The organism is Rhodoligotrophos defluvii, assembly GCF_005281615.1.
Taxonomy (GTDB): Bacteria; Pseudomonadota; Alphaproteobacteria; order Rhizobiales; family Im1; genus Rhodoligotrophos; species Rhodoligotrophos defluvii.
In genome coordinates this window covers 305,126-321,076 of the sequence record NZ_SZZM01000003.1, presented here as the reverse complement: position 1 = coordinate 321,076, position 15,951 = coordinate 305,126, and the positions used below count along the sequence as shown (strand labels likewise).

The following is a 15,951-nucleotide window of genomic DNA, read 5'->3' as shown; positions in this document are numbered from 1 at the left end:
TCGTCAAGCAAAATGGCCGATCCACAGGGCGGTCATGCGCCCGCCTGTTGTACAAAACGGCTCTGCCGCCAACAGGTTCCAAGGCAAAATAGAAGCTCCTTCGCGCGTGCTTCCCCTGTATGGGCGCTCAACACGCACGCACGTGCGGCTTGACCGATGGAGCCTCGCTTTGCTTCGGTCATCTTGGACAGTACCGTCACCACGTCTTCGCTCGATCGGGCAATGAGGATCGCTTCGCCGTCAGGGAAGATCCGGTCGAGGCCATCCCAGTCATCGCTGATCACCGGGGTGCCGCAGGCAGCCGCTTCGAACAGGCGCACACTGGGGGACCAGCCGGCCGCGACCATGTCGGCACGGGTAATGTTCAGGGTGAAACGCTGTCTGGAATAGAAGGAGGGGTGGTCGGCCGGGCCCAGGTGTTCGATGCGCTCCACATTGGCCGGCCATTGAATATCGGCAGGATATTGCGGCCCTGCGACCGCGAAGCGCATTTCCGGCAGCTGCCGGGCCGGTTCGAGCAACAGCCGCTCGAGTGCCGGCTGGCGGTCGGGGCTATAGGTGCCGAGATAGCCCAGGTCCCATTGGATGGGCTCACCCGTGGGGCAGTACCGCTCCGGATCGGCCGAGCAGTAGAGGGCGGCGGCGAAGCGCGCCCCGAACTCCTGCTCGATCACATTGAGCACCGGCCCGCCGGAAAACGAGAAATAGACATCGAACAGCGGCACCTGGCGCCGGGCGATATATTCCTCGTCGCCGCGCCGGAGCTTGGCCAGGGTCACCGGTGTGTCGATATCATAGAAGCAGAAGGCGTTCGTGCCGCGGCTGCGCGCCACCAGGCGGGACACCTCGTCGATGACCACCACGCCTTCCGGCACATAGGAGCCGACGATCACCGCGTCGGCGCGTTTGATCTGTCCGGCAAAGCGGGTGATGAGATCGTCGACGCTCGCATAATACTCAAGCGCGCAGAAGTCGGGGTCGGCGAGGTCGCGGTGGTTCGCATACCAGGGCATGTCCCGTTCGAGGAACAGCACCCGGTGGCCGAGCTGGTTCAAGGCGCGCAAGAGCCCGCGATAGGTGGTGGCATGCCCGTTTCCCCAGGAAGAGGAGAGGGAGAGGCCGAGCACGACGATGTCGAGCGACGGCGGCATCATCGCGCCACCTCGCTCATTGCGCGCCCGGCATAGGCATGGAGAATGCGGTCGACCTCGGCCGCGCGGTGGGCATAGGTATGCTCCCGCAGCACCCGTTGGCGTGCCCGCTCGCCGATCTGGCGGCCCCGTTCGGGGGTAAGGGCGGCGAGCAGGTCAGCCACATCCTTGCCGTCGCGCGCGACCAGCACCTCCTCCCCCTCCTTCAGGAAGATGTCCAAGCCTACCCAGGCATCGGTGATCAGGCAGGCGGCAGCGCCTGCCGCCTCGAACACGCGGGTTGCCGGAGAAAAGCCGTTCTGCGCCATGCTCTCCCGGCTGATGTTCAGGACCGCCTTGGGCGTGACGTTGAAGGCATTGTGGTCGCGGGTCGAGACATGGCCGATATAGGTCACGTTCGGCGACATGGGCTTGTCGCCCCAGCCGGCACCGCCCAGGAGGAAGCGCTGGCCGGGCAGGCGCGCGGCGGGTTCAAGGAAGAAGGCCTCGACCCGCGCCTCCCGGTCGGGCAGCCGGTTGCCGAGAAACGCGAGGTCGCCATCGAAACGCTCATCCCGCGGCACGGGGTGGTGCGTCTCCGGATCGAGGGCATTGTAGATCGGCACGCATTCGGCAGCCCCGATGCTGCGATAGGCCCGCACCACCGGATCGCCACCGCCATAGGTCAGCACGAGGTCGATCCTGCCGAGGGACCGGCGGAGGGGATGGTCGGGATGGGCACGCAGCTCGGCAAGAGTCGCCGGCGCATCGACGTCCCAGAAAATCTTGATGGCCTCCGGCCGGGCGGCGGCGAGCACATGGGCGAGCAGCGCATCGTCCTCGAAGCCGACGCCGCTGGCCTTCACCACCACATCGGCCTCGCACGCCCTGGCGGCCACCGCCTTGAGCGCATCGAGCGTGCCGTCATAGACCACCACTTTGCACCAGTCGGGCGGATCTATGTCGCGATGCTTCTGCCGGTCATAGACATCCGGCTCATAGAAGGTGATGTCGAAGCCGCGCGCCGCGAGCGCCCGCAGCAGGCCGCGATAGTAGGTCGCGGCGCCGTTCCAGTAGGAAGACAGAAGGCTGGAGCCGTAGAATGCGATCTTCATTGCGCGGCCTTGGGTGTCGGGAGTTGACGGACGAGGCGATCGCTGCCGCAGCTTTCGAGAATGGCGAAGAGCTCGTCGACGCGGTGGCGACAGGTATGGCGCGCCTGAATGGTGGCAAGGCCGGATGCGGCGAGCTCTGCCGTCCGCTCCGGATCCGCCAGGAGCTCAGCCAACAATCTGGTCATTTCCTCGCCATCGCGCGCATAGAGGAAATCCTCGCCCGGGCGGAACAGGCCCTCGCAGTCGTTCCACGGCGCTGAGATGAGCGGGATGCCGCAGGCCAGCGCCTCGAAGACCCGGATCGTCGGAATGCCTGGCAGCGCCTCGACATAGGGGCGCCGCGGAATGTGAAGCGTGACCTTGTGCGCGGCAAACGCCCGCGGCACATCCGCATTGGCGATCCACCCCTGGTAGCGCAGGCCGGTGGTGGAGAGCATGGAGACCGCATCCTGAGGATAGCGCACGCCGTGGATCGTGCCGGAAACCTCGAGCTGCCGGGCAGGCTCGACCAGGAAGCGCGACAGCTCGGCCGTGCGCTCGCCATCGCCCCAGTTGCCGATCCAGATCAGGTCCCGCGTGCGCTTCACCTCGGGCATCGGCCGGAACAGCCGATCATCGGCCGCTTCGTGCCAGGTGAAGACCTGCCGGCCCCAGCCCGCCTTCACATAGCGCTCGCGCAGCGTCTCGCCGAAAGCGAGCACCGCGTCATAGTCCTGCAACATGAGGTTGGCGATCTGATCGTGGGCCGAGGCGGCCCGATGATGCGTATCGTGGAACAGCAGGGTGAAGCCGTGGCCGTCGCGGCGCATCCTGCCGAGGCGTGCCACCAGCTCCGGGTCGGTCCACTCATGCACGATCACCACGTCTGGCTGCATTTGAGCAAGGGCCGCCTCGTGGTCGAAGCCCGGCCCGTAGAGCGTCGTCTTGAGCTCGGGGAAATCGTGCTCGAAACGCGCCAGTGCCGACGGGCCCTGTTCGTTGAGCAGGTTCTCCCGGCTCCAGCCCTTTGCCGGCTCGAAGGCCACGGCCTCGATCCCGCGGGCGATCAGCTCGCGCATGAGGCCGCGCAGGAAGTGGGCATTGCCGTGGTTCCAGTCGGACACAAGGGAATGGGTATAGAGAGCGAAACGCATGGGCCTCCGCTTTGAGATGTCAGGGAAGGGCGGCCGCCATGGCTGTCAGCCGCTCGTAGAGCGCGCTGAAGGCGGCGCATTGGGTGGTGCTGGAATAGGCTTGCGCGCGGGCGAAGGCGCGCCGGCCGAGCTCGGCCCGCTGCGCCGGATGACGGGCAAGGCGGTTGACAGCTTCAGCGAAGGCCTTCGGCTCCCGGGGATCGGCGAACACGGCCGCGCCGTCCCAGAGCTCGCGATAGGTCGGGATATCGGCGAGAACGAGGGCTGCTTGCGCGCGCGCGCCCTCCAGCGCGACGAGGCCGAACGGTTCATAAATCGAAGGCGACACCACGATGGCGGCCTCGCCCATGAGCTGGCGGACCTTGCCATGGGCAATCTCGCCGAGCGCGCGGGCATGATGAAAGGCAAAGCCCCGGCCGTTGGGGCCTTGCGTCGCCCCGGCCGCCTTCACCGGCCACACGATGTGGCGCGCCGCCTCGTCCAGCACCGCGCCGTTCTTCCCATCGTCCCACCACCGGCCCGCGGCGAAGACGAAATCCTGCTTAGGTTCCGCGGAAATGGCCCCCTCCAAGCCATTGTGAATAACGGTCAGGCCTTGAATGGGTCCGTAGCAGGCCTTCAACATGGCCGCATGGCTGCGGCTCGGCGCCACCACGGCGTGAGCGCTGGCGAAGCCGGCCCGGTTGAGGTCTGCCTGCCAGGTCCAGTGCTCCGGCACGGGTCCATTCCGGACAGCGCGGAACCAGCTCACGACGCAGGAATGGGACACCACCAGCACCGGCGCCGAGACCGTCAAGCCGCTCGCTTGCGATGGCAGGTTGAGGTGCAGAAGATCTGCTTCAACGTCATCGGCAAGCTTGGCGATCAACTCGGGAACTTTCCGCAAGGCGGACGCTTCTTCCGCCATCCAGTCCAGCGGCGCATCGAGCCAGGCCAGCTGCCCGATGCGGTCGGCCTCCGCCCGTTGCGCCGGGGAAGGCTGCGGCCCGAAACCGGCAAAGACCACTTCGATGCCACGCCGGCCCAAGGCCATGGCGAGTTCCATAGCGTACCGCCAGACGCCGCCGACCGCATCGATGGTCATCAGAACACGCGTGGGGTGGTGTCTCGGCCTCTGCAACATGTCTCCTCGCGCGATAGCGCTGCGGTTGCATTGATGGCACCGGCTGGCCGGGCGGGCTGATATCTGCACGGCGAGCCGGATGGGGTTAAGCCGTCACTCTCGCGAGAGGGGGTGCCTCTTCGTTCCGGAAGATCCGGTTGGCCCTGAGCCAGCTGGCGAGGTCGGCGAGACCCTCGCGCCAGCTGCGGCGCGCACTCCAGCCGACCGTGTCTTCCAGCTTGCCGGTATTGGCCACGAAGTAGAGCTGGTCGCCCTTGCGCCAGTCGCTGTAGGTGACAGGCACGTCCCGTCCGATGATGCGGCCAATCTCGCGGATCACGCTGCGCAGGCTCACCGCATTGCGTGGGCCGCCGCCCAGGTTGAACACGTGCCCGCTCACCGCATCGATGGAGGAAAGCACCGCGCGGTAGGCTGCTACCGCATCGTCCACATGGAGGATGTCGCGCACCTGCTTGCCATCGCCATAGATGACGATCGGCTCGCCCTGCAGCGCGCGGATGAGGAAATGGGCGACCCAGCCCTGGTCCTCGGTGCCGAACTGGCGCGGACCATAGATGCAGCTCATGCGCAGCACGGCGGTGGGAATGCCATAGGACTTGGCATAGTCCAGCACATACTGGTCGGCGACGCCCTTGGAACAGCCATAGGGCGTGCAGAAATCCAGGCTGCGCGCCTCGCTGATGCCGCGCGCCCGCACCATCTCGTCAGCGGGCACGTACCGGTCGTCGAGCTCGGCGAGGGCAATATTGTCCAGGCTGCCATAGACCTTGTTGGTGCTGGCGAAGATCACGGGTGTCCGCCGGCCTTGCCGACGAACCGCCTCCAGCACGTTCATGGTGCCGCGGGCGTTGATCTCGAAATCGTCCAGCGGGTCGGCGAGGCTGGTGGTCACCGCCGTCTGGGCCGCCAAGTGGAACACCGCCCCGGCATCGCGCAGCGCCGGCTCGAGCGCCAGCGGATCGCGAATGTCGGCCAGGACAGGATGCACCCGGCTGCCATGCTCGTCCATCAGCCAGTCGAGATTCCGATCAACCCCCGGCCGGCTGAGATTGTCGATGACGATGACCTCGTCGCCCCGGGCGAGGAAGCTTCGGGCAAGGTTGCTGCCGATGAAGCCGCTGCCGCCCAGCACAGCCACCGGTCTCGTCCGCCCAAGCATGGCCGGCGCGGGCAGCCGCGCAATCTGCCGAGCCCTGGCGACACCACCGTCCATCAGCAGCCGCGCCAGAAGCTTCGGCCGACCATCTGCCATGGTGGCGCCCAGGTGAGAGAGCTGGGGATCCAAGCCGTCCTGCACCGGCTCATCGCGCCAGCGCGACCAATAGATGCGATCCGCCGGGGCATCCAGCGCCGCAAGAAAGCGCCGCACCTGCTCGGCCTCGTCGTTGCGCCAGGTGGGGTGGCCCACCTCGGTGATCCATGTTTCGGCATCCCGATTGTAGCGACCGACAAGCGCCCGGACGCGGCCGAGCGGCTCGGTCCAATCGGCGATACCGCTGCGCCAGGTCGCGGGGAAAGCTCGCAGGCCGACGGCGGAGACATGCTCAAGCAAACCCCTCTGGCCCATGAGGTCCAGCCAGCGAAGATCGGACAGGAACAGGCCGCCGAGAACCAGCCGATGGCCGCGCTGCCGTGCGCGCCTGGCGGCGGTGCCGACCACATGCTCCGGCCCGTCCCAAGGCAGTTCGATGGCCTGGAAATGGTGGCCGTAGCGGATCAGCAGATGATCGAGGGCATCGGCGGCCTCGTCCGGCCATGGCGGGCTCAAGCAGGGCAGAAGGTCGAACTGAGCCGCGAGCTTCGGGATCAGCCAGTCGAACCAGGCCTTGCCGCCTTCTTCATGGTACTCGGCCCATGACAAGCCGGTGCGGATATGGCTGGCACCGGAGCGCGCGATTTCCGCTATGGCTCGCTCGGCCTGATCATAGTCGCCGGGCCGGAACCGCTCGACGACGCCGAAGCGTCGCGCGTCCTGCGCGGGCGCGTCCGGTTCCGCCGTCATGATACAAGGCCCCGCTCTTCCAACTGGCGGCGCATCTCGGCACCGCGATCCACGGCGGAGGTGCTCCTAACCCAATCGGCGAGCTCCGCCAGGGAATGTTCGAGCCTGTGCTGCGGCTCGAAACCCAACAGGTCGCGCGCCTTGGCGATGTCGGCAAAGCAGTTCCTGATGTCGCCGGACCGCGCCTTGTGCAGGATGTCTGGCGCAATGGCCGGCTTGCCCATGGCCTTGGCAAGGCGCGTCGCGACCTCGGTGATCGAATAGGCCTTCCCGCTGCCGATATTGATGACGTGGCCGGACGCGCGTGGCTGCTCGAGCGCAAGGCGGAAGGCACGCGCCACATCGCGTACATGCACGAAATCGCGCTGCTGGTTGCCGTCCTCGAAGATCATCGGCGGCTGGTCGTTGGCCAGCCGCGCGGCGAAATTGGCGAGCACGCCCGTGTAGGGGTTCGACAGGGCCTGTCCCGGGCCGAAGACGTTGAATAGGCGCAGCGCGACCGCTTCGACGCCATAGGCCTCACCGAAGATCAGTACCTGGCGTTCCTGCGCGTATTTGGTGAGCGCATAGATCGAGGCGAGATCGACCGGCTTTTCCTCATCGGTCGGCACCGGCCGCAAGGGGCTGCCATCCGCATCTACCGGGTCCCACAGCAGCGCTTTTACCCGCGACGGCTGGCGGCGTGCGTTACCCACGCGGCTGCCGTCTGGCCTGACATAGAGCCCCTCGCCATAGACGCTCATGGATGACGCGACCACGACGCGTTTGATCGGCCGCTGGATCATCTGCTCGAGCAGCACGGCAGTGCCCAGGTCATTGGCGCCCACATAGCGGGCGATCTCATACATGGATTGCCCGACGCCCACCTCCGCCGCGAGATGGAGCACGCCGTCGACCCCGTCGAGCGCGCGCGCGACCGTGTCCGCATCGCGCATGTCGCCGCGGATGAACTCAACCTCGTCGGAGATGGGCGCGCCGCCGTCCTCGGCAGCGCCATGCACCTGCTCGACGAGGGAGTCCAGCACGCGCACGTGATAGCCATGCTCCTGAAGCTCGCGGCTTACATGGCGGCCGATAAAGCCGCAGCCGCCGGTGACGAGAACCTTGTCCAAATCCTTCCCCATTTGATGGTGAGCTGAGCGTTTGTTGCCGGTGGTGGAACGTTGAAGTTCCAGAATGGTTCCGCGACACTATGGAGCAGCCCGGACTGCGCGAGAACCAAAGGCGAGGCGGAGCGTTTAGGCTTCGGTTCCGGAGGTCCCCTCGATGGCGCAGGCCAAGGCGGCGAACGGATCGGCCGATCAGCCGAAGCGGATCGCGCCGATCCTGGAGCGCAACATCCAGACGATCCTTGCTCGCCGCGAGCAGGAGATGGCGCGCTTGCCGCTGCAGGAGCGCGTCGCGGATGCGATCACCGCCTTCACCGGCAGCATGCGCTCGGTCTACCTCCACGTCCTGGTCTTCGGCTTCTGGATCACGGCCAATCTCGGCTGGATCCCACCGGTCGCGCCCTGGGATCCCAGTCTTGTCATTCTTGCCATGGTCGCCTCCGTCGAGGCGATCTTCCTTTCAACCTTCGTGCTGATCAGCCAAAATCGCATGGCCGCCACGGCGGACAAGCGCGCCGATCTCAACCTGCAGATCTCTCTGTTGAGCGAGCACGAGATCACCAGGCTGGTCGAGATCACATCGGCCATCGCCGCCAAGCTCGATGTTCACAGCGAAGCCGACGAGGAACTCGCCGAGCTTAAGCAGGACGTGAAGCCGGAAACGGTGCTCGACGAGCTCGACGACCGCGATGGCTCATGATTTGCGCAACTGATTGTTCATGACCTTTGCCGAGTTCCCAAAACAGCCTCTAGCCAGGAACCTGCCGATGAAGCCATTTTCCGCGAAAACCATGCAGGCCGCGGTCGTTACCGGTCCGGGCCAGATCCGTATCGATACCTTGCCGATCCCTGAGCCGAAACCGGGCGAGGTGCGCATCAAGCTGGAAGGCTCCGGGGTGTGCGCCTCCAATCTCGGTCCTTGGGCGGGGCCCGAATGGATGCGGTTTCCAACCGAGCCGGGAGCGCTGGGCCACGAGGGCTGGGGCATCGTCGATGCGGTGGGCGAAGGCGTGGAAGGGATCAAGCGCGGCGACCGGGTGGCCGCTCTCTCGCACCATGCCTATGGCACGTATGATCTCGCTGCAGCCGACGCGGTGGTGCCTCTGCCCGAGGCGCTCGCCGGACAGCCCTTCCCGGGCGAGCCGCTCGGCTGTGCGATGAACATCTTCCGTCGCAGCGAAGTCGCGGCGGGGCAGACCGTGTGCATCATCGGCATTGGATTTCTCGGCGCGCTGCTCACCCGGCTCGCCTATGCCGCCGGCGCCGAGGTCATTGCCATCTCGCGCCGGCCGTTCGCGCTGGATCTGGCCCGCCGCATGGGCGCGGCCGAGGTGATCCCCATGGACGATCACCATGCGATCATCGATCGCGTTAAAGCGCTCACCGGCCGGCGCTTCTGCGACCGGGTGATCGAGGCCGTAGGCAAGCCGTGGCCGCTCGATCTGGCCGGCGAGCTCACGCGCGAGCGCGGGCGGCTCGTCATTGCCGGCTACCACCAGGACGGGCCGCGGCAGGTGAACATGCAGCTGTGGAACTGGCGCGGACTCGACGTCATCAACGCGCACGAGCGCGACCCCGCGGAATATGTCCGCGGCATGCGCGAGGCGGTGGATGCAGTCTCCTCGGGCCTGCTGGAACCGCAGCCGCTCTATACCCATCGCTTTGCCCTCGAACGGCTGGACGAGGCGCTGAACGCCACGCGCGACCGGCCGGATGGCTTTCTCAAGGCACTGGTGATGTACTGATGGACAAGCCCGTTCTGGACACGCCCAAGGAATCGTGCGCCAAGCGGCCTCGCCTCGGCTTTCTCGGCATCGGCTGGATCGGCCGCCACCGCATGGAAGCCATCGCGGAAGCCGGCATCGCCGAGATCGTCGGTATTGCGGATCCTTCGGCCGAGATGCTCGAGGCGGCGCAGGCGCTGGCGACGGATGCCGTCATGGCGGCCGACCTCGACAGTCTGCTCGATCTCGAGCTCGACGGGGTCGTCATCGCGACACCCAGCGCGCTCCATGCCGAGCAGTCGATCGCGGCGCTGGAGCGCGGCACCGCGGTGTTCTGTCAGAAGCCGCTCGGCCGTACCGCTCGGGAGGTGGAAATGGTGCTCGCGGCGGCGCGGCGGGCCGACCGCCTGCTGGCGGTCGATTTCTCCTACCGCTTTACCGAGGGCATGCGCCGCGTCCGGGATCTGGTCCAATCGGGCGAGCTGGGCGAGATCTACGCGGTCGAACTGGTGTTTCACAACGCCTATGGTCCGGACAAGAGCTGGTTCTATGATCCAGCCCTATCCGGCGGCGGCTGCGTCATGGACCTGGGTGTCCATCTGGTCGACCTCGCCCTATGGACGCTCGATTTCCCCGGAGTGGCGGAGGTGAACGGCCATCTTCTGGCCGGCGGCAAGCCGCTGCCACCGCAACCTCGCACAGTGGAGGATTACGCGGATGCCACGTTGCGCCTGGAGACGGGCACGGTGGTGCGCCTGGCCTGTTCCTGGCGGCTGCAGGCCGGCATGGATGCGCTGATTTCCGCAGCCTTCTACGGCACTCGGGGCGGCGTCGCGCTGCGCAACGTGAATGGCTCGTTCTATGATTTCACGGCCGAGCGCTATCGCGGCACTGCGCGAGAGGTGCTGACCTCGCCGCCGGATGCCTGGGGCGGCCGGGCCGGGGTGGCCTGGGTAAAGCAGCTTGCCGCGTGCCGTCGTTACGATCCCGCCGCCGAACGTCTGCTCGACATCGCCAGGGTGCTCGACCGGATTTACGGCCGCTGACGCAAGTCCTGAGAGGAACGGTCCCGCGGCCCACGCCGTTCTGCCTGCACCGATCGGCCTACGCCCGCTCTTGTCCGGAGAATGTCAGTGGCCGCCAGCCCCGATACAGCAACCGCGGCGAAGCACGCGATACCCCGCGCGCCAGAATTCGACGGCACTCTGGCCTTGCTCCGCGATGGCTATGACTATATCGCGCGACGCCGCCATAGACTGGGCAGCAATGTCTTCCGCACGCGCCTGATGCTGCGCGACGTCCTTTGCATGGGCGGCGCCGAGGCCGCCCGCTTCTTCTATGACGGCGACCGGTTCACGCGCACGGGTGCGGCCATGCCGGGCCGTGTGGTGAAGCTGCTCCAGGACAAGGGCAGCGTGCAAATGCTGGATGATGCCGCCCACCGCCAGCGAAAAGCCATGTTCATGGGGCTGATGACCGAGCCGTCCATCGCGCGGCTGACGGAGCTCTTCAGCCGGCACTGGCAGCTTGTCGCGGCGCAATGGCCGCAGCGCCAGCCGGTCAGGCTGTTCGACGAGGTGAACGGGATCATTGCCCGGGCCGTATGCGAATGGACCGGCGCGCCGCTCGCCAGCATCGATGCGGGCGCCCTGACCCGCAGCCTTTCCGACATGATCGAGATGGTGTCGGTGCTCGGTCCGGCTTACTGGCAGGCGCGCTGGCGCCGCCGCCAGACCGAGCGCTGGGCCGGGTCGCTCATCGAGGACGCACGGGCGGGGCGTCTCAACATCTCACCCGAAGCCCCGCTGATGCGCATCGCTCAGCACCGGGACCTCGATGGCCAGCCGCTTTCGGTGGAAGCTGCGGCAGTCGAGCTGATCAACCTCTTGCGTCCTACCGTGGCCGTGGGTCATTTCATCGTGTTTGCGGCCCATGCGCTCCACAGCCTCCCGGACCTGGCAAAGGGCCTCGATCCACACGCGGACAGGGACCTTGAAGCCTTTGCCCAGGAGGTGCGGCGGTATTATCCGTTCTTCCCCTTCATTGGCGGCATTGCCCGTGAGATGCTTGCCTTTGAGGCTTTCGCAATCCCGCCCGGCCAGTGGGTGCTGCTCGACCTCCACGGCACCAACCACGACCCGCAGATCTGGCCCGAGCCGAACGCCTTTCGCCCCGAGCGGTTCTCGGCCTGGGACAACGATCTCTATACGCTGGTGCCGCAGGGGGCCGGCAATGTGTTCACCGGTCATCGCTGCCCCGGCGAGCGCATCACCCTCGAGCTGACCAAGAAGGCGACAAGCCTGCTGCTCTGCATGCATTACCGGGTGCCCGAGCAGGATCTTTCGATCAAGCTCAACCGCATGCCGACCCTGCCCGAGAGCGGCTTTGCGATCGATCACGTCAGGCTGTGATCAGCGGTCCTGCTGATAACCCTGATTGGTGGTGTTTTCCTTCACATTGCCGGTCTGGCCCTGCTTGTCCGGATTTTCCGGAACTTTCGAGCCGTTCTGCTGGCCGAGCCTGGCGTTCTCGTCCCGCGGGCCCTTGTCGGTGCGGTTAGCGGGCGGAACGGGCGGGGCTTTGCTGCTCATGGGATCTCCTTTGCTCCAACGAGAAGCACGACGGCTTCCGCGTCACGACTTCTTGGAGGCGTGTTCCGGCTTGCCCTTGCGCTTGGTGGATGCCATGTCGTGCAGCTCCTTCTCGCTCATCGACTCAACCATCGACTTCGAAGCGCCCTTGAGCTCGCTCTTCTTCTTCTCGCCACGTTTGGCAGCCAGAGCAGCGCCGGCTGCCATCTGCTGCGCTTTCGATTTTGCTGGCATGGGATCACCTCATCATTGCGATGGCCCGTGAAATGCCGTGATTGAGATCCAACGGCCCAGCGCGGGAGAACGTTCCCCCTTGTTGGGTGGGAGCATCGCCGCCGGGCCGAGGGAACGTTCTCATGCCCGCGCCGGTTTCGCGCTTGGCTCGTGCGGCTCGGTTCGGCTTGGCCCGCCAAGGAGAAGGCAACGGGAATGAAAGTGCTGGTTACGGGGGCATCGGGGCTGATCGGTGGATCCATTGTGGCTCGCCTTGCCGCCGATGGCCATGAAATCGTTGCGGCCGTGCGCGATGCCGGCGCGCCGCTGCCGCTTGCGGTGTCCGCGGTGGTGGTCCTCGACATGGCGCAAGCCGGTGCCGATGATTGGGCAGGGCACCTCGCCGGCATCGAGGCGGTGGTGAACTGCGTGGGCGTGTTGCAGGACAGCCCGCGGGAGGATGTGGCGGTCCATGCGCGCGGAGCGGCCGCGCTGTTCGAGGCTTGCGCCCGCCTCGGCATCCGCCGGGTGATCCATTTCTCGGCGATCGGCGTCGACCGCGGGGCGGTGTCCCGCTTTTCGGAGAGCAAATACGAAGGCGACCAGGCGTTGATGGCCTTGGACCTCGACTGGGTGATCCTGCGGCCATCGGTGGTGCTCGGCCGCCCGGTCTTCGGCGCCAGCGCATTGTTCCGCGGTCTCGCTGCCCTGCCTCGTCTGCCGCTCATGGGCGACACCGGCGAACTCCAGGTGGTGCAGCTCAATGATGTGACGGACACAGTCGCCCTGTTCCTCACCCCCGGCGCGCCGAGCCGAGTGGCTCTCGAGCTTGCCGGGCCCGAGCGGCTGAGCATGGCGGATATCGTCGCGCTGTATCGGCGCTGGCTCGGCTGGCCGCCGGCGCGCAGCATCAGGCTGCCCGGGCCCGTGGAGAGCCTGCTCTACAAGTTGGGCGACATGGTCGGGCAGCTCGGCTGGCGGCCGCCCATGCGCACCACCGTCCGCAAGGAGATCCTGCGCGGCGCTGTAGGGTCCCCGGCGCAATGGACCGAGATTACCGGCATCGCCCCGCAGAGCCTGAGTACCGCTCTCACGCGGATGCCGGCTACCGTGCAGGAGCGATGGTTCGCCAAGCTCTACTTCCTCAAGGCGCTCACCTTCATCGTGCTGTCGATGTTCTGGCTCGGTACCGGGATCATTTCGCTGACCGTGGGCTACGAAATCGGCGAGGATCTCATGCACAGGACGGGGGCAGGGGCCCTGGCCGGCCCCTCGGTGATCGCCGGCGCGCTGGCCGACATCGTGGTGGGCTTAATGCTCGTCTATCGGCCCTATGCCCGCGCAGGCCTTTACGGCGCCATCTTCCTCTCGCTGTTTTACGCGACCGCTGGCACGATCCTGCTGCCGGAGCTGTGGGCCGAGCCATTGGGTCCCCTCTTGAAGATCTGGCCCATCCTGGTGCTGCATTTTATCGCCCTGGCGACCCTGGATGAACGGTGATGGCCTATTTCCTGCTGAAATACCTGCATGTGATCGGCGCAGCGGTACTGTTGGGCACGGGCGCCGGCATCGCCTTCTTCATGCTGTTGGCGCACCGCACGGGCGATGCGGCGCTGATCGCTGGCGTGGCGCGCATCGTGGTGGTGGCCGATTTCCTGTTCACCGCCACGGCCGTGGTGGCCCAGCCCGTCACCGGGGTTCTGCTGGCCCAGATCACCGGCTATGCGCTCACCGAAGGATGGATCGTGCTCTCCATCATTCTCTATATCGTCACCGGCCTGTTCTGGCTGCCGGTCGTGTGGATGCAGATGGAGATGCGCAACCTTGCCGCTGCGGCCGCCGCCAGTCGGACGCCGCTGCCCGACCGCTATTACCGGCTGTTCCGAACCTGGTTCATTTTCGGTTTTCCCGCGTTCTTCGCGGTGCTTGCGATTTTCTGGCTGATGATCACCCGCCCGGCAATCGGCTGGTGAAGACTGTGCAGCCATGGAGGAGCCTTGCCGCGCCTGCTGACCTACAATGTCCGCCGCTGCCTCGGCCTCGACGGGGAGTTATCGCCGACGCGGATCGCCGAGGTGATCGCAGCGGCGGAGCCGGATATCGTGTGCCTGCAGGAGCTGGACGTAAACCGAAGGCGTACGGGCTTTATCGACCAGGCCCAGGCGATCGCCGACGCGCTGAGCATGCAGATGCTGTTCCATGCCACCCTGAGGGTAATGGAGGAGCAGTATGGCAACGCGATTCTGACGCCCGAGCCGGCGGTGCTGGTCAAGGCGGAGGCGTTGCCCGCCCATGGCCGCTTCTGGGGCGAGCCGCGCGGCGCCATGTGGGCCACCTTGCGCATCGGGGGCAAGAGCCTGCAGCTGATCAACACCCATCTCGGGCTTCGCCGCAGGGAGAGGTTCAAGCAAATCGAGGCTCTCTTGGGCCCAGAATGGCTGGGCCATACTGCCTGCACCGGGCCGGTCTGCCTGGTCGGTGACTTCAACACCACGTCGCGCTCGCCGCTCTACAGACGCATCGTGAGCGAGCTGCGCGACGTCCAGTATACGTTGGCCGGTCCCCGCCACCGAACCTATCCCAGCGCCTTTCCCGTGCGCAGGATCGATCACGTGTTTATCCGCGGCCCCGTCACCGTGACCCGCGTCGGCACGGTGATGACGCCGCTGGCGCGCATTGCCTCTGACCATCTGCCGCTTGCGGTCGATTTCACGCTGGGCGCAACGCCCGGGGATCAGGCCTAACCGATATGGATCGCAGCGGCGCCGGGCGCGTTTTCCCCGCATGCCTCGGTGTTTCGAATCCAGGTCAACGCGATGAATTATCCCTATAGGCCGACCGCGGCGGCCGAGGTCCCTTCTGCGACGCAGCAGGACGATCCTTCAGACAAGCGAAAGCGCAAGGCCACTTGGGCGACCTGGATCGGCATCGGCATCACCATCTTGGCGGTCGGCCTTCTGTACAGGACGTTGAGCCAATACAGCCTCGCGGAGATCCTCGCATCGATCCGCTCGGTCCCGCCCTATCGTCTGGCGCTCGCGGGCCTGTTCGCGGCGGCGAGCTACCTGTGCCTAACCGGCTTCGATTATCTCGCCCTGCGCTATGTCGAGCGGCCGTTGCCCTATCGGCAGGCGGCGATCGCCTCGTTCACCAGCCTGGCTCTCGGCCATTCCATCGGCTTTGCCGGCCTGAGCAGCGGCGCGATCCGCTATCGCTTCTATTCCCGCTGGGGGCTCGGCGCCGGCGACGTGGCCAAGCTGATGCTGTTTTGCGGCATGACCGTGGCCCTCGGCCTAACCATCCTCGGTGGCGTGGCGCTGATACTGGACACGGAGCTCGCCGTGAAAATGACCGGTCTGTCCACGAATGTGGTCATGGCCTTCGGCCTCGGCATGCTGGCCGTTGCCGGCCTGTATGTCCTGCTGTCGGCCAAGCTCCGCAAGCCGCTCACCATCCGCGGCTGGACCTTGCACATGCCGCCGATGCGGCTCGCCCTGGGACAAATCATCATTGGGCCGCTGAACTTCGCGCTGGTGGCCGCCTGCCTGCACCAAGTGCTCGCGGCGGCGGCGGACGTCGGCTACTTCCAGACCGCCTCCGCCTATGTTCTGGCCAATAGCGCCACCATGATCAGCCATGTGCCCGGCGGCCTCGGCGTCATCGAAAGCGTGGTTCTTTATGTGGTGCCGGGCAAGAACCTGATCGGGCCGCTGCTGCTGTTCCGCTGCGTCTACTTCCTCGGGCCGCTGATGCTCGGGCTTGCATCATTCGGCATAAGCGAGCTGGTCTTGCGCAGAAAGCAATGAAGGCC

At 66.1% G+C, this 15,951-nt stretch carries 16 protein-coding genes; 8 read left to right on the top strand and 8 right to left on the bottom strand.

What is annotated here, in order from left to right; translation table 11 throughout:
* Positions 1–32 precede the first annotated feature (32 nt).
* The 6 genes from E4P09_RS15790 to E4P09_RS15765 form a co-directional block, all read right to left on the bottom strand.
* Positions 33–1,151 carry a CgeB family protein gene (locus E4P09_RS15790; RefSeq protein WP_137390819.1) on the bottom strand — a complete coding sequence of 373 codons (1,119 nt, stop codon included), beginning with the start codon at positions 1,149–1,151 and terminating at the stop codon, positions 33–35.
* Positions 1,151–2,245 (bottom strand): CgeB family protein, encoded by a 1,095-nt coding sequence (locus tag E4P09_RS15785; RefSeq protein WP_137390564.1) that lies wholly within the window; start codon positions 2,243–2,245, stop codon positions 1,151–1,153. The genes E4P09_RS15790 and E4P09_RS15785 overlap by 1 nt, the downstream gene beginning before the upstream one ends.
* Positions 2,242–3,378, bottom strand: a complete 1,137-nt coding sequence (locus E4P09_RS15780; protein ID WP_137390563.1) for a CgeB family protein — start codon at positions 3,376–3,378, stop codon at positions 2,242–2,244. The genes E4P09_RS15785 and E4P09_RS15780 overlap by 4 nt, the downstream gene beginning before the upstream one ends.
* 19 nt (positions 3,379–3,397) lie before the next feature.
* Complete coding sequence (locus E4P09_RS15775) at positions 3,398–4,462, bottom strand: glycosyltransferase family 4 protein (RefSeq protein ID WP_239025227.1); 1,065 nt, start codon at positions 4,460–4,462, stop codon at positions 3,398–3,400.
* A 124-nt stretch (positions 4,463–4,586) separates the two neighbouring features.
* Entirely contained in the window at positions 4,587–6,503 is a 1,917-nt protein-coding gene (locus tag E4P09_RS15770) for an NAD-dependent epimerase/dehydratase family protein (protein ID WP_137390561.1), read from the bottom strand.
* Positions 6,500–7,615, bottom strand: a complete 1,116-nt coding sequence (locus E4P09_RS15765) for an NAD-dependent epimerase/dehydratase family protein (protein WP_137390560.1) — start codon at positions 7,613–7,615, stop codon at positions 6,500–6,502. Before E4P09_RS15765 ends, E4P09_RS15770 begins: the two co-directional genes overlap by 4 nt.
* Before the next feature lie 154 nt (positions 7,616–7,769).
* On the opposite strand from E4P09_RS15765, the gene E4P09_RS15760 reads away from it, so the two are divergent.
* The 4 genes from E4P09_RS15760 (at position 7,770) to E4P09_RS15745 (ending at position 11,747) form a co-directional block, all read left to right on the top strand.
* On the top strand, positions 7,770–8,312 hold the full coding sequence (locus E4P09_RS15760) for a DUF1003 domain-containing protein (protein ID WP_137390559.1): 543 nt from the start codon (positions 7,770–7,772) through the stop codon (positions 8,310–8,312).
* 67 nt (positions 8,313–8,379) lie between these two features.
* The gene (locus E4P09_RS15755) at positions 8,380–9,357 is read left to right on the top strand and encodes an MDR/zinc-dependent alcohol dehydrogenase-like family protein (RefSeq protein ID WP_239025226.1); all 978 of its coding nucleotides are present in this window, start codon (positions 8,380–8,382) and stop codon (positions 9,355–9,357) included.
* The gene (locus E4P09_RS15750) at positions 9,357–10,382 is read left to right on the top strand and encodes a Gfo/Idh/MocA family protein (RefSeq protein WP_137390558.1); all 1,026 of its coding nucleotides are present in this window, start codon (positions 9,357–9,359) and stop codon (positions 10,380–10,382) included. The genes E4P09_RS15755 and E4P09_RS15750 overlap by 1 nt, the downstream gene beginning before the upstream one ends.
* A gap of 87 nt (positions 10,383–10,469) precedes the next feature.
* A complete protein-coding gene (locus E4P09_RS15745) occupies positions 10,470–11,747 on the top strand; it encodes a cytochrome P450 (RefSeq protein ID WP_205042138.1) in 1,278 nt (425 codons plus the stop codon).
* Here E4P09_RS15745 and E4P09_RS15740 read toward each other — a convergent pair whose 3' ends face one another.
* Both E4P09_RS15740 and E4P09_RS15735 read right to left on the bottom strand, forming a co-directional pair.
* Entirely contained in the window at positions 11,748–11,927 is a 180-nt protein-coding gene (locus E4P09_RS15740) for a hypothetical protein (protein WP_137390556.1), read from the bottom strand. It lies immediately after the preceding gene.
* A 42-nt stretch (positions 11,928–11,969) separates the two neighbouring features.
* Positions 11,970–12,161 (bottom strand): DUF3008 family protein, encoded by a 192-nt coding sequence (locus tag E4P09_RS15735; protein ID WP_137390555.1) that lies wholly within the window; start codon positions 12,159–12,161, stop codon positions 11,970–11,972.
* Positions 12,162–12,356: 195 nt separating this feature from the next.
* On the opposite strand from E4P09_RS15735, the gene E4P09_RS15730 reads away from it, so the two are divergent.
* The 4 genes from E4P09_RS15730 (at position 12,357) to E4P09_RS15715 (ending at position 15,946) form a co-directional block, all read left to right on the top strand.
* Positions 12,357–13,640 (top strand): SDR family oxidoreductase, encoded by a 1,284-nt coding sequence (locus tag E4P09_RS15730; RefSeq protein WP_137390554.1) that lies wholly within the window; start codon positions 12,357–12,359, stop codon positions 13,638–13,640.
* Entirely contained in the window at positions 13,640–14,113 is a 474-nt protein-coding gene (locus E4P09_RS15725; protein ID WP_137390553.1) for a DUF2269 family protein, read from the top strand. Before E4P09_RS15730 ends, E4P09_RS15725 begins: the two co-directional genes overlap by 1 nt.
* 24 nt (positions 14,114–14,137) lie before the next feature.
* On the top strand, positions 14,138–14,884 hold the full coding sequence (locus E4P09_RS15720) for an endonuclease/exonuclease/phosphatase family protein (RefSeq protein WP_137390552.1): 747 nt from the start codon (positions 14,138–14,140) through the stop codon (positions 14,882–14,884).
* A gap of 72 nt (positions 14,885–14,956) precedes the next feature.
* A complete protein-coding gene (locus E4P09_RS15715; RefSeq protein WP_137390551.1) occupies positions 14,957–15,946 on the top strand; it encodes a lysylphosphatidylglycerol synthase domain-containing protein in 990 nt (329 codons plus the stop codon).
* Positions 15,947–15,951 lie beyond the last annotated feature (5 nt).

Bases quoted from the DNA above. Each gene is read 5' to 3' on its own strand.
- E4P09_RS15725 (WP_137390553.1), top strand. From the start codon at position 13,640: ATGGCCTATTTCCTGCTGAAATACCTGCATGTGATCGGCGCAGCGGTA.
- E4P09_RS15730 (WP_137390554.1), top strand. From the start codon at position 12,357: ATGAAAGTGCTGGTTACGGGGGCATCGGGGCTGATCGGTGGATCCATT.
- E4P09_RS15780 (WP_137390563.1), bottom strand. From the start codon at position 3,378: ATGCGTTTCGCTCTCTATACCCATTCCCTTGTGTCCGACTGGAACCAC.
- E4P09_RS15785 (WP_137390564.1), bottom strand. From the start codon at position 2,245: ATGAAGATCGCATTCTACGGCTCCAGCCTTCTGTCTTCCTACTGGAAC.
- E4P09_RS15775 (WP_239025227.1), bottom strand. From the start codon at position 4,462: ATGACCATCGATGCGGTCGGCGGCGTCTGGCGGTACGCTATGGAACTC.
- E4P09_RS15740 (WP_137390556.1), bottom strand. From the start codon at position 11,927: ATGAGCAGCAAAGCCCCGCCCGTTCCGCCCGCTAACCGCACCGACAAG.
- E4P09_RS15735 (WP_137390555.1), bottom strand. From the start codon at position 12,161: ATGCCAGCAAAATCGAAAGCGCAGCAGATGGCAGCCGGCGCTGCTCTG.
- E4P09_RS15715 (WP_137390551.1), top strand. From the start codon at position 14,957: ATGAATTATCCCTATAGGCCGACCGCGGCGGCCGAGGTCCCTTCTGCG.
- E4P09_RS15760 (WP_137390559.1), top strand. From the start codon at position 7,770: ATGGCGCAGGCCAAGGCGGCGAACGGATCGGCCGATCAGCCGAAGCGG.
- E4P09_RS15750 (WP_137390558.1), top strand. From the start codon at position 9,357: ATGGACAAGCCCGTTCTGGACACGCCCAAGGAATCGTGCGCCAAGCGG.
- E4P09_RS15790 (WP_137390819.1), bottom strand. From the start codon at position 1,151: ATGCCGCCGTCGCTCGACATCGTCGTGCTCGGCCTCTCCCTCTCCTCT.
- E4P09_RS15770 (WP_137390561.1), bottom strand. From the start codon at position 6,503: ATGACGGCGGAACCGGACGCGCCCGCGCAGGACGCGCGACGCTTCGGC.
- E4P09_RS15755 (WP_239025226.1), top strand. From the start codon at position 8,380: ATGAAGCCATTTTCCGCGAAAACCATGCAGGCCGCGGTCGTTACCGGT.